A 13,418-nucleotide genomic window follows, 5' to 3' on the forward strand; every position below is an offset into this window, starting at 1 on the left:
GTGCGCGAGGTACAACATCTGACCGGTCGCGGAATCGCCGGTGAAGTGCACCATCAGGTAGCCGGGGTCGGCAGCGGCCGCCCGCTCGGGTGTGGTCAGCGTCTGGGAGGCGAAGAGCAGGCCGACGGCGGCGAGTATCGCCGCCAGCCGTGAGAGAACCACGGGCATGCGCCTCCCCTGCGGGAGTCTTCGCCACAGCGTGGCAACGGTGGACGAGTGACGGGTCTGGAACACGTGCTGTCCCCTTCAACTTCAATGTGCAAAGGTTCGATATTTCGAGCGATGTTCGGCCCTGTGGATGGTGAATCGGGACCGGAAGAGACAATGCAGCCAGAAGATCGTTGATGGAACTGACCGGTTAAGGTGCGATGAGCCGCCCGTCAGGGCGAGGCCGCAGATACCTCCAGACGCGCACCTGTCCCTAGTTCCTCACGATGCGCCACCGGTTGTCGGCGGTGCCGTCGTCCGAGTCCTGGACCGCGAAGGCACCGACAGCGGTGGAGTTGTTCGCGATGGCGAGCAACTTGCCGCTGTTCTCGTTGCGGATCTTGTAGGTCCCGTCTCCCTGGTCGAGCAGCGTCCATCGATGGTCGGCGGTGCCGTTGTCGGACCACTGGAGGACAGTCGCGCCGTCGGCCGTGGACATGTTCAGGACGCCGAGCACCTTGCCGCTGTTGACGTTGCGGAAGCGCACCGCGCTTCCATCGGTGATCATGTACCAGTCGTGGTCGGCGGTGCCGTTGTCCGACCACTGGAGAGCGCGCCCGCCGTCTGCCGTGGACATGCTCTGGATGCCCAGCAGGAGACCGCTGGCCGCGTTGGCGAGACGGAAGGTGCCGCCGGCGTTCCAGTAGACGGTGTAATTGTGGCCGTGCGCGTCGTAGAACGGGCCCAGGTTGACGGTGGAACCGTTGGCGGTGGCGGTGAAGGCGAGTGAACTGCTGCTGGTCCGTGTGATGGACGACGTGTTCAGTGTCGGCAGGGAGCTGAGCGTGGAGTCACCGTAGTTGCCCGACAGGACCACCGGGCCGTAGGTGATTGCGGAGACGTTCGCGTTGTCGTTGGCCGCTCGCATGACGACCCGCATGGGCAGGCGAACGGTGACCGTGTCGCCGGAGGTCCAGGAGCGGCTCAGGGTGGCGTAACTGCCGGGATTCCTGGCGATGTTCTGCTCGACGCCGTTGACGCTGATGGTGGCCCCGGTGGTCCAGCTCGGGATACGGATGCGCATCGCCCAGGTCCCGCCGACGCTGCCGGTGACTTGCAGGGTCGTCGTGTCGCTGGCGGGGTACGACGTGGTCTGGGTGACCGTGATCCCGCGCTCCGACCAGGTGAGCACCGAGGGCACGAACATGTTCACGATCAGCGTGTTGTCACTGTGGAAGTAGATCGAGTCCATCAGCCTGGTGTGCATCTCCAGGCCCGTGCCCTGGCAGCACCAGAAGGTGCCGTAGTCGGTGCTCCAGGTGCCGCCGCCCAACGCCGGGCCCACACCGCGTCGGCCCCCCGGGTTGAGCGGGGTGAAGTAGGTGACGTGGCCGTGGTCGTCGGCCGGGTTCTGCTGGCCGATCATCTGGTTCAGCCAGGCCCGCTCGTAGTAGTCGAACAGCGCGGTCCGGTTCGGATCCAGCGCGAACAGTTCCCGGGTGAGGCTGAGCATGTTGACGGTGTTGCAGCTTTCGCAGGTGTCCTTGACCAGGTAGCCGGCGATGGCGTTCGGGGCGCGGAAGTGCTCCGCCTGGCTGTTGCCGCCGATGGCGTAGGAGTGCGCGTTGACGGTGAAGTTCCAGGCGTTGGTGGCGATGTCCCGGTAGCGGGTGGTGCCGGTGGCCTTGTACTCCCGGGCGGCCCCGATCCACTTGGGTACCTGGGTGTTGGCGTGCAGTCCGTTGAGCTTGTCCTGGTTGGACGCCAGCGGGTCGAACACCGCGGCGTGGTCGAACCGTTGGGCGACGGTGAGCCATCGCGCGTCACCCGTCTGCTGGTAGAGATCGGTCAGCACGGCGTTCATGCCGCCGAACTCGATGCGCAGCATGGTCTGCATCTGCTGGCTGGTCAGCCGGCCGGTGCGCCAGTCGACCCATCCGGCCAGGGCGAGCAGCACGTCCCGGGCTTGTGTGCTGCCGATGTGGCGCCATACGTCCAGCAGGCCGGTGAGGGTCTTGTGGATCGTGTAGTACAGCACCTCGCCACTGGTTCCCTGCTCGAGAGCAGTGAAGTTGGACTCGGGGTAGCCGGAGAGATACCCGGAGTTGAAACCGGCGGCGCTGTTGTTGGCCTGGCACTTGGCCAACTCCGCGACCATGTAGGTGGCCTTGTCCCGGCAGGTGGTGTCCCCGGTCACGGCGTACAGCTGTGCCCATGCCGTGAGGAAGTGCCCCTGGATGTGGGTGCGGAAGCCGAAATTCGGCGCGTCCCAGCCGCCGTTGGCAGCCGCGCCGTTGGTGGACAGCTTGTGGTTGGCGCGGAAGTTGTACAGCAGCCGGTCGACATCGATGAACCGCAGGTAGTTCTGCGTGCGGTTCTGGTTGTCCAGCCACCGGCTCGCGGTGAGCCGGACCTGGCCGAGTTCGAAGGGGTGCGCCAAGGCCCCGATGTCGGCCCTCGCGGGAGGGATGGCCGCGTGGGCGGGAGATGCGCCGATGAAGGACCCGGTGGCAGAGGCGGCGGCGGTGGCCCCGGCTACTTGCAGGAGGCGCCGTCTGCTGATGAAGGAAGACATCTTGCACCCTTTCGGTGACGAGAGAGCGATTGCTTGGCCGGTTGATCGGTCACATGTCCGGCGGTCGGGGGCCCCGTCGGGCGTCGGACGGGTGTGCTTCAGTACCAGATGGAGAAGGTGGCGTCGGCTTTGGCGACGGCGGTGGAGATCGGGTCGATGCGCAGCACGTAGTCGTAGTGCCGGATGTAGCGGTCCGGGTAGTTGTGAGAGCGGAACGACGACCAGGACGGGTCGGCGAGCCCGGCTGTCTTGTGGAAGGTGGCGTCCTGGGCGAACGTCGTGGTGCCGTCGTTGACGTCGAGTCGCAGCTGGTAGTAGGCGTGCCGCAGATAGCGGGTGGGCTGGCTGACGGACTGGAACGAGACGCCGGAGGAGTCGGCCAGCCCCGGCACCAACTTCCATTCCGAGTCGGTGTAGGGGTCGAAGGGGTACTGGTCGATGCGGCCGATGTAGTCGGCGTGCCGCCAGTATCTGTCCGGAAAGTTGTAGGACTTCAGCCGGTTCCAGGCGGGCTTGCCCCACTTGGCGACCATGTTGTCGTACACCGTCTGGGGAATGGGCTGGATGGTGGCGTGTTTGGAGTTCAGCGGCTGGGTGTAGACGCGCCGGTCGGTGGCGGTCCAGGTGCCGGTGGAAAGGTCGCCGGTCTGCCAGGCGTAGAACACCGCGTTGGCGTCGCCCCACAGGTACCAGGTGCCGGAGGCCTGGGCGAGGATCGGGGCCTCGATGCCTCCTTGGGGCGCCAAGCCCGAGGTGAATTGGGTGAAGCTGCCGGGGTCGAGGGAGGTCGACTTCGCCCCCACGAGGCTGTTGTGGCCCTTGAAGTACAGGTAGTTGACGCCGTTCACGTTCATGGCCAGGGAGCCGTCGATGACGTCGTAGCCCGGGTCGAAGAAGACCTGCGGTGACGTCACCGTCGTGAAGTCCGTGGTGTAGTTCACCATGATCACGTTGTGTCCGCTGCTGTTGACGGCCGAGTAGATGATGGCGTACTGGCCGCGGGAGGCGTCCCAGAAGGCTTCGGGCGCCCAGCTGTGGGTGGCCATCGAGTGCAGTTTCAGCAGGCGGTAGTTGTCGAAGGAGCGCAGGTCGGCGGAGTCCCAGACGTGGATGACCTGGCTTTGCTTGGTCCAGTCGGTTCCCTTCAGGTTGGTCGCCATGACGACGAAGGTGCCGTCCTGCTTCGGCAGGATGAAGGGGTCGCGCAGACCACCGTCGCCCCCGGTCGGGGTCACGACGGGGTTGTTCTGGTTCAGCGGCATCCACTGCAGCGCGTCGGTGCTGACCGCGAGGTGCAGGCCGTAGTCGGTACCGAGGTTTCTCGGTGACTGGGTGAAGTAGCCCATGACGAACGGGGAGCCCGTGGCGGCGTTCGCGGACTGGCTGCCGATGGTCAGCGCCCCGGTCATGGACAGCGGCACGGCCGCGGCCGCGCCGAGGAACAGCCGGCGCGACGGGAGGGGGGTTGTGCTCATTCGGTGTCTCCAGGGGTGCACGAAGTCGGTGATGTGGGCGCATCGAAAGACCATCACGATCGATATACCGAACATCGTTCGGTGAGACGGTCGGAGGTTAGAAGAGTGGATACGCGCCGTCAATCCTCCTGTCACGATTGACGGCGCGGCTTGCGTTGACGTCCCCCGGTCCGGCGCGGGCCATCCAGGCACTGCCCGCCGGGGCACCGGTCAGCCGGTGACGCGGCGGAAGGTCCATCGCTGGTTGGAGCTGCCGACGTCGCGGTACTGGATCAGCGCGGCACCGTCGGCCGTACTGCCTCCGTTGACGTCGAGCACCTTGCCGCTGTTGCGGTTGACCACGGCGAACTCGCCCCCGGTCTGGGGGCGCAGCTGCCACTGCTGGCTCGCCCGGCCGTCGGCGGTCGCCTGCACGACCCGCGCGCCGTCCGCCAACGAGGACCCCGCCACGTCGAGGACCTTGCCGCTGTTGACGCAGGTGATGGTGTGGTAGCCGTCCCCGGTGGACTGGAAGGCCCACTGCTGGTTCGGCTTTCCGTTGTCGGGCCACTGGATCACGGCGGCGCCGTCCGCCTTCGACGCGCCGGAGACATCGGCGACCTTGCCGCTGCGCACGCTGACGCACGTGTACGCCCTGGTGGGTGCGACGGTGTACTGCACGGAGTCCACGTCGACGTAGCCGGTGTTGTTCGGGTTGTAGGTGTAGAGGCCGATCCGGTCGCCGCGGTATCCGCCCCAGGTGAGCTGGTAGGTGCCGCCGAACGCGGTGAACGTGCTTCCGTCGAGGCTGTAGGAGAACTGGCTGACCCCGTTGACGTTCCAGGTGGTGCGCAGCCACACGGCGTTCTGGGTGATCGCCGGACCGTAGGTCAGGGTGCCGCCGGCGTTGTGCGCGATGGTGGTGGCGGTCCCCGAGCGCCGCACGCCCAGGCCGGCGTAGGTGGCCGCGTAGTGGCACAGCCCGGCGTGCTGGCCGTCGGCGAGGCCGGCCAGTTCGAGGCGGACGGTCACCGTCGCGCCGCCCGCGGTGCGCAGCACCCGTTGGGTGAGCGTGTTGCCGACCTTGGTCAGGTTGTCGGCCGCCAGCGGTGCGAACGCCTTCAGCCTCAGGTAGCCGGGGCGTTCGGTCAGCGACCAGTGGTCCGCGCGCGGTTGGTAGTACCACTCCCACTGCGGCTTGATGCGGGTGTCGGTGAACAGGTCGCTGGTCACCACGGGGGGCAGCGCGTCGAGGGGCAGGCCGGGCGTGCCGCCGGCAGGCACCTGGCCGGTCCACACCATGGTGCCGATGCCGTCCGCGCCCACCTGGCCCAGGATCGGCCAGCCGTCCACCCAGGTCACCGGCAGCAGGGACAGCGGACGGCCCTCCCAGTCGCCGTGGCCGTGGTGGGTCACGAAGTACCAGGTGCCGTCCGGGGCCTGCACCAGGCCGCCCTGGTTGGGTTCGCGGTCCACCGAGACGTTGACGTGCTCCAGCTGCCGGGTCTCGAAGGGGCCGTAGAGGCTGGAGCCGCGGTTCATCATGAGCACCCGGCCCTCGGGCTTCACCTCGCTGTACAGGTGGTAGTAAAGGCCGTTGATCTTGTACAGCTTGTTGGCCTCGCTGCCCGGCGACTGGTGGATGACCGTGGGCGAGCCGACCAGCGACTTCCCGTCCTCGGACAGCTTGAACAGGTTTATCTTGTAGCTGTCCGCGTAGTGCGTGGTGACCAGGTAGCCCTGGCCGTCGTCGTCCCAGAACGGGCACGGGTCGTCCCAGCCGGACGTCCGCCACACCGCCGTCAGCGGGTCCCACGGCCCGGTCGGCGACGGGGCCGATGTCATGAAGAAGCCTTCGTCGGGGGTGTTGAAGTACACCCAGTACCGGCCCGCGTGGAAGCGGATGGCCCCGGCCCACACACCACGGCCGAAGCGGTTCATCCGGTCCCAGTTCAGCAGTGGTCCGATGCTGGTGAGATCGTCGACCGCGCCGCCGAGAGTCCGCCAGTTCACCAGGTCCTTCGAGTGCAGGACGGCGACGCCGGGCGAGTACCCGAACGTGCTGGTGATGCCGTAGTAGTCGGAGCCGACCCGGATGCAGTCCCAGTCGCTGAAGTCGCCCGGGAGGACGGGGTTGACGTAGGTGCCGTCGCCCTGGTCGCCCCACGTCCCGGCCGGCGGTGTGGCCGCCGCCGCTGTGCTTGGTGGCAGCAGGCCCGGTATCAGGAGAGCCCCGGTGCCCACGGTGGCGAGTCGGCACAGCTGTCGTCTGGTGATGTCCATGGTTCTTCCTTGCTGGGTCACATGAATGGGCACCTGTCGCGGGTTGTCCGGTGGCCGCCGGCATGCCGGACTGCGGGCGCTGATCGAGCACTGTCACCGCAGCGTGAGCGGCGGTCTGGCACCAGGGGAGGGGCAAGCGGATCGGTGACCAGAAGATGCCTGGGCGGGTCCGTTTCGGAGGGACGGCAACCGAAAAGGAAGGATGGCCGATATATCGAACAGCGCACGGCTTGTCGAACCGACTGACGCTGAAGCTAGGGTCCCGTCCGTGCGGAAGTCAACGGATCGTCCTTGCTTTTCTCAACAGCATCGCCGCTGACCACTACGACATCATCGCGGACGACGCCAACCGTCAGCTGTGGCGCAGCGCTACCCGAACAGGCGCCGCTGGATCTCGCGCCGGTAGTCCTCCCAAAGTTCTGTCGAGGTGCGCCGCGGTGGCCTGCGCCGCCTCCTCCGGTACGGAAGGGTCTTCACGGCTTCTCGCGCCACCGCCCTGCTGGTGCTCGGCATTTGGGCCATGTCGATCTCCGTGGGCAGCCGGTCACTCGGGGCCGAAGGAAGAAGGGCCTGAGCCGGCAAGGCCGCTGCGGTCGCTGGCTCGTCGTCCGTCCGTGATGCCTCCCGGGTGACTGCGGGGAATGGTGACTGATCACTGTGGAACCGGCCCCATCGCAGCTCAGATGAATGATAAGTCGTACACATTCTGACCAAGATCTGCGCTGTAGGCCCTAGCCGACAACTGTACAAATACCTTTTATTGGGACTGGTCGTGCGCGAACGCTACGTCGTCGCCGCCAAGTTCGCCAAAGGAGTGCCGTACGCACTCTTGACGAAACTCTTGATAAGGCGGCTAATTTCTTCGATGTCGATAGCAGTGCAGCCGCCTTCAGCATCCGACGCCCGCCCGGGACGGCCCGGCGTCGGTCCATCCAAGCGCCACCCCCGACCTGCTCGGGGCACCCACGAACCGAGTGGAGTCACTCATGACCGTCAACAAGCCTTCGTGCAGTTCGAAGAGAGAGCTCGTCAAAAAGCGCGCGGCGTTGTTGGCAGGGTGCTGAGCCACGGTGTTGCTGACCGTGACGGCCCGTGGCGGCGGCAGCACCGCCGGTACGACGACCAAGGACGGCTTCGCTCAGGCGCCGCAGAAGAACCAGTCGGTGATGCTCGCCCGCTTCCTGCGCGAGACCGCCGCAGACGTGGTCATGCTCGCCGGGCGTTACACCCTCCTCGACCGGTCCGCGCTGGACGACGTCCTGCCCGCCGCGCAGGAATCGGGCAGGAGCGTCTCGCGACCGGTGTCTGGCAACAGCCTGCCCGCCGCCATCGCCTTCCCGACCACCCACCCCAGCTGCGTCAACGTCACGCTCGGCATGCGCGACCGCGCAGAAGTGACACGGAACATGGAACTCCAGTGAAGCGCCGTACCCCGGGCGCTCTGGAACGATCTCCGGTGCCAAGGGCTGATCAGGCCCGACGTCCTCACCGCCAGCGGTGTCCAGGCACGGTCGACCGTTCCGCGTCCGTTGGACGGTGCGCGGTACGTGATGACGGCACTCGCGCGGGGAGTTCCCCGTGACGCTCATCGACATGGGCGACCACCACGGTGCAGCCACCGTGGACAAACTGCTCCACGGCCTCGCAGAGGACCCGATTGACGCGCTCGCCGCGGGCGCCGCGGCCGCCGTCTGCCGCCCGCCCGACCGATCACACGGGCCACGCCGCGTCCTCCTGAGAGGCCCGCACCGCTTCTGTCGCTGAGAGGTCGCCCCCTCATCCGCGAGGTTGTGCCGCTCACCGGCGCTTCTGATCCCTCGGGACGCTCAACGGCCGGGCGACGAAGATCCGCGTCAACTGCACTGACAACACCCCCGGAGCCGCCGCATGAAGGCATGCCCGACCGTCCGCACCAGCAGGAGGGACAGACGATGAAGCCCGTCACCTCCACCATCCGCAAGCTGTCGGCAGCGGTTGCGATGGCTCTCCCCGCGGTGCTGCTGACATCCCTCACGACGCCGATTCCGGCCTCGGCCGCGACCCAGACGACCTACTATGTCGCCCCCGCCGGCGACGACGCCAACGCCGGGACGATCACCGCGCCGTTCAAGACCCTGCAGCACGCACGGGACGTCGTGCGCACGGTCAACAGCAACATGACCGGAGACATCAACGTCTACCTCCGCGGCGGCAACTACCCTGTGAGCAGCACCATCAACTTCACGTCGGCCGACTCCGGAACGAACGGCCACCATGTCGTGTACGCCGCCTACCAGAACGAGAAGCCGGTGCTGAACGGAGGCGTTCAGGTGACCGGCTGGACCCAGCACAGCGGGAACATCTGGAAGGCCCCGCTGAACCGCGACAACAAGCTCCGCGCGCTCTACGTCAACGGCAAGCGCGCCCAGATGGCCTCGAAGACGATCGACTCGGCTGGATGCTACGGCACCTACACCGTCACGGCCGGCCAGGCTCCCTGGGCCTGGGAGTCGGGTTCGCAGTGCGACGGAGCCAAGTACAGCCTCGCCGATCTGCCCGCCGTCGCCGCCAACCAGGACGACGTCGAGATCAAGTCGGCGACGACCTGGACCACGGCCATCGTGGGAGTCCGCCAGATCACCACGAGCTCGGACGGCGCCAACCGCGTGGCCCTGTTCCAGCAGCCGGGTGCCGCCATCGCCCAGGGACCGCCGAACGGCAGATTCAACGCCGGCAGCGGCACCCACACCTTCATGAACGCGTACGAATTCCTGGACCAGCCGGGCGAGTTCTACTTCAACAAGACGAACCACACGCTGTACTACTACAAGTCCGGCTCCGAGGACATGACCTCGGCGCAGGTCTTCGCGCCGAACAACGTGTCCACCCTCATCAAGATCGCCGGCACGTCCACGACCGACCACGCCCGGAACATCACCTTCTCCGGTCTCACCGTGGAGCACTCCGACTGGAACCTGGTCAATGTCGCGGGCTCCGTCTTCCGGCAGGGACAGCAGGGCAACGCCGGCTCGACCGTGTACGCGAGGAAGAACTTCCACGCGTACACCTACCGCAACGTCGACCCGCCGCCGGGGATCATCCAGATCGAGAACGCGGACGGGATCATCCTGCAACGCAACACGGTGCAGCACGCCGGCGCCGACGGAATCAACATGGTCAACGACGTGACGGACACGCAGTTGACCGGCAACTACATCAATGACATAGCCGGATCCGCCATCACCGTGGGGCATCCCCAGCACGTATACATCGGGGACTACACCTCGACCAACCTCGAGAAGTACCCGGTGAACGTCGAGGGGATCTGCAAGAACATCTCGGTAACGAACAACTACCTCTACGACAGCGCGGTGTTGTTCCAGGGGTCCAGCCCCCTGTCGGCGTACTTCGTCGATTCCCTGTCCGTGCGGCACAACCGGATCGAGAAGTCCCCGTGGGCGGGCATCACGCTCGGCTGGGGTTGGTGGAACTTCGACGGTTCGGCGAACTCGATCCGCCCCGGCGTGCCGACCACCACGGCGAAGAACAACACCATCAGCTACAACCAGCTCGTCGACACGATGCAGGTGCTCGGCGACTCCGCTCCCATCTACACGCTGGGCAGCCAGCCGGGAACCGAGATCAGCAACAACTACATCCAGGGCGTTCCGGCCGGCCACAAGTACGGAATGCACCCCGATGAAGGCTCCGCCTACCTCAACGAGCACGACAACGTGCTCGACGTCGACCCGAACCTGGCCTACACCATCAACTCCGGCACGTGGGGCCGGCAGCACGACCTGAGCATCACCAACACCTACGGCACCGTCAACAAGATCGCCAGTAAGAGCGTCCCGAACAGCACCATCCAGGACGTGCGCGCGTACGCGGACAACGTGTGGCCGTCACAGGCGTACAGCATTGCCGTGAACTCCGGTTTGGAGGACGCCTACAAGGACCTCGTCCCCCGGAGCAACCTGGGTCTGCAGGACTACGCCCTGCCCGCGAGCACGTTCACCGGCAAGGGCGTGTCGTCCATCCCCCTCCGCACCATCGGAGACGCGACCAGGACGCTCTGGCTGGCTCCCTCCGGTACGACGACGTTCGCCGTCGGCCCCACCATGACCAAGGCAGCCGGAACCGCGACGACCATCAATGTTCCTCCGACGGTCGGCGACTACCGCCTCTACGTCGTGGACGCCCAGGGGAACGCATCCCCCGCGTCGAAGTCGCTCGTACGGCAGCGGTGGGCCTACGTCGACGACAAGGACTCCGGTCTCACCTACTCCTCCGCCTGGTCGAACTGGAACGACTCGCAGGACTTCAAGGGGTCCGAGAAGTACACGAGCAGGGCGGGCGACTACGTCCAGTACTCGTTCACCGGCTCGGGTGTTCGGTACCTCAGCATGAAGCAGCCGAACATGGGGAAGGTCGACGTCTACATCGACGGCACCCTGGCGCAGTCGGGCATCGACGCCTACGCCTCGACGGTGACGAAGCAGGTGCCGCTGTTCGAGAAGACGGATCTCGCCGCGGGGCCCCACACGATCAAGGTCGTGTGCGCCGGAACGAAGAACGCGGCCTCTTCCAACACCGTCTGCGCGCTGGACGCGTTCGCCTCCATCCCCTTCCCCGCCACGAACGCGTTCTACAAGATCCTGAACAAGAACGACGGCAAGGCGATCGACGTCTCGGGCGGATCGACCACCGCCGGGGCGAACATCATCCAGTGGAACGACACCGGAGCGCAGAACCAGCACTGGCGGTGGGTCGCGGTGGGTGACGGCAGCTACGAGATCGTCAACCAGAACAGCGGTCAGCTGCTGGACGTCACCAGCGGGTCCACCACGGACGGCGCGACCATCGTCCAGCAGCCCGACAACAACGCTGCGAGCCAGCACTGGACTCTGGTCGCCGTGGGAAGCGGCTACTACGAGATCAAGAATGTGAACAGCGGCAAGCTGCTCGCGGTGTCCGGCTCCTCGACGACAGCAGGCGCTCAGCTCGTGCAGACGACCGACACGAACGCCGACAGTCAGCGGTGGCAGGCGGTGAACGTGGACTGAATGCCTCTGCGCCACTGGCCGCACGCCCCTCTCAGCCACCTCGGTGTGCTGCTGGGGCGGGCCGAGGGAAGCGAAGGTGAAGGGCGGTGCCGGCGCGATGCGCGCCGGCACCGCCCCTGCCGCGCTTCCTCAAGGCCGACGCCCAGGTCGCTGACCACGACCTTGGCCTCCTTGGCGCGAAGGCTCGGGCATGCGCGCGGCCGAGCCGGCGATCCTCTCCGGTGGCTACGGCGACACGTCCAGTGAAGAGCCCGGTCGTGGTGCGTGCGCCTCCTCATGAGAGAGGTTCGCGGTGGTGCTGATCACTTGATGCAGGAGGCCCGTTCGAAGGCCAGAAAGACGCACGCGCCGCCGATCTCTGCGGGGTCGGCGAGCGGCCGAGCGGGATGGGGCGGCCGACGGCCGCCATCGCGCTGCCATCGCGCCGCCTTGGCGGCTCCGTAGGCCGCGGAGCCGGGGAGATGACGGCTTCCGCCGACGCTGCCCATCATCACGGCGGAGCCGTTCCGCTGCTCACGCATCATCACCAGTTCGGCCGGGCCCGCCTGCCGAACAGCAGGCCGCGTGGTGCGGGTGGCGGCGGGGTGCCGGGGCGCAGTGGCCAGGCGATCAGCATGCCTGCCAGGAAGCCGACGACGTGCGCCAAGTACGCCACGGCCCCGGCCTCGGAGATGCCCTGGCCCGACGAGTAGACCGCCTGCAGCCCGAACCAGAAGCCCAGCACGATCCACGCCGGCAGCCGCAGCGGCAGGAAGATCAGGAACGGCACCAGGACCCAGATCCGGGCCTTCGGATACAGCACCAGATAGGCTCCCAGCACCCCGGCGATCGCCCCCGAGGCCCCGATCAGCGGGGCGGTGGAGTCGGAGTTCGCGAGTGCGTAGCCGTACGCCGCCGCATACCCGCATGCCACGTAGAAGACCGCGAACCGCACATGCCCCAGCCGGTCCTCGATGTTGTTGCCGAAGATCAGCAGGAACAGCATGTTGCCGAGCAGGTGCAGCCAGCTGCCGTGCAGGAACATCGCCGTCAGGACGCTCAGAGCCGGGGACTTGTCGTAGCCCGGCGCGCCGACCACACAGCCGGGGCCGTGCGAGCCGACCGCCACCTCGCCAGTGGGCACGACCCGCGGCATCTGATGGTGGATCAACTCCTGGGGTACCGCCGCGTAGTGGTCCAGGAACGCCTGGAGATGACACAGCTGCGCCAGGCTGCTGTCGCCCGCGACGGAGCCGGCCAGGCCGGGCATGATCAGGAAGACGAACACGTTCGCGGCGATCAGCGCGTACGTCACCCATGGAGTGCGCCGCACCGGGTTCACGTCATGGACGGGGATGACCACACTGCACGAGTTTAGGGGGTGTCCGGCGGATCATGCCGGAGACGCGGGGGCCGGCCCATCTGCGGCGTCACCATCGACCACGGCCTCCGGGCGACCACGGCCTCCAGGCCGGCTCCGACCTGCGCGCCGCGGAAGTCGTCCCGCGCCTGCGCGAACTCGGCCTGGACCCGTCGAGTCCACCACCATGACCATCGGCCGCGGAGGTTGCCCCGAGGCCGCCGCGCGGGACGCCCGCTACGCCGCCCTCGACGCCGCCGCCGAACGCCACGGCGCCGCCACCATCCTGCTCGGTCACACTCGCGACGACCAGGCCGAGACCGTCCTGCTCGGCCTCGCCCGCGACGACCAGGCCGAGACCGTCTTGCTCGGTCACACTCGCGACGACCAGGCCGAGACCGTCTTGCTTGGTCACACTCGCGACGACCAGGCCGAGACCGTCTTGCTCGGTCACACTCGCGACGACCAGGCCGAGACCGTCCTGCTCGGCCTCGCCCGCGACGACCAGGCCGAGACCGTCCTGCTCGGCCTCGCCCGCGACGACCAGGCCGAGACCGTCCTGCTCGGCCTCGCCC

The 13,418-nt window shown here is 67.0% G+C and carries 6 protein-coding genes and 3 pseudogenes; 3 read left to right on the forward strand and 6 right to left on the reverse strand.

The genetic code is table 11. The features are described 5' to 3' along the window. From IG99_RS47070 to IG99_RS42205, 4 genes and pseudogenes are all read right to left on the reverse strand, one after another. Positions 1 to 168: pseudogene (locus IG99_RS47070) on the reverse strand (1,4-beta-xylanase); the annotation flags it as partial. Between the two features lie 253 nt (positions 169 to 421). Next, positions 422 to 2,722 (reverse strand): beta-L-arabinofuranosidase domain-containing protein, encoded by a 2,301-nt coding sequence (locus IG99_RS42195; RefSeq protein ID WP_037684144.1) that lies wholly within the window; start codon positions 2,720 to 2,722, stop codon positions 422 to 424. 98 nt (positions 2,723 to 2,820) lie between these two features. Beyond that, entirely contained in the window at positions 2,821 to 4,197 is a 1,377-nt protein-coding gene (locus IG99_RS42200) for a glycoside hydrolase family 43 protein (protein WP_037684146.1), read from the reverse strand. 210 nt (positions 4,198 to 4,407) lie between these two features. After that, complete coding sequence (locus IG99_RS42205; RefSeq protein ID WP_037684148.1) at positions 4,408 to 6,459, reverse strand: family 43 glycosylhydrolase; 2,052 nt, start codon at positions 6,457 to 6,459, stop codon at positions 4,408 to 4,410. A gap of 1,154 nt (positions 6,460 to 7,613) precedes the next feature. Between IG99_RS42205 and IG99_RS42210 the strand changes: the two are divergent. Both IG99_RS42210 and IG99_RS42215 read left to right on the forward strand, forming a co-directional pair. Then, a pseudogene (locus tag IG99_RS42210) lies at positions 7,614 to 7,958 on the forward strand (aldo/keto reductase); the annotation flags it as partial. Between the two features lie 396 nt (positions 7,959 to 8,354). Next, a complete protein-coding gene (locus IG99_RS42215; RefSeq protein ID WP_234312156.1) occupies positions 8,355 to 11,504 on the forward strand; it encodes an RICIN domain-containing protein in 3,150 nt (1,049 codons plus the stop codon). Between the two features lie 302 nt (positions 11,505 to 11,806). Here IG99_RS42215 and IG99_RS42220 read toward each other — a convergent pair whose 3' ends face one another. Both IG99_RS42220 and IG99_RS42225 read right to left on the reverse strand, forming a co-directional pair. Further along, on the reverse strand, positions 11,807 to 12,025 hold the full coding sequence (locus tag IG99_RS42220; protein WP_199815731.1) for a hypothetical protein: 219 nt from the start codon (positions 12,023 to 12,025) through the stop codon (positions 11,807 to 11,809). Between the two features lie 2 nt (positions 12,026 to 12,027). After that, positions 12,028 to 12,846 (reverse strand): rhomboid family intramembrane serine protease, encoded by an 819-nt coding sequence (locus IG99_RS42225; RefSeq protein WP_037684151.1) that lies wholly within the window; start codon positions 12,844 to 12,846, stop codon positions 12,028 to 12,030. Positions 12,847 to 12,938: 92 nt separating this feature from the next. Here IG99_RS42225 and IG99_RS52285 point away from each other — a divergent pair. Continuing rightward, positions 12,939 to 13,186, forward strand: a pseudogene (locus IG99_RS52285) (PP-loop family protein); the annotation flags it as partial. Positions 13,187 to 13,418: the final 232 nt, after the last annotated feature.

Source organism: Streptomyces griseus subsp. griseus (assembly GCF_000720255.1).
Classification (GTDB): Bacteria; Actinomycetota; Actinomycetes; order Streptomycetales; family Streptomycetaceae; genus Streptomyces; species Streptomyces griseus_I.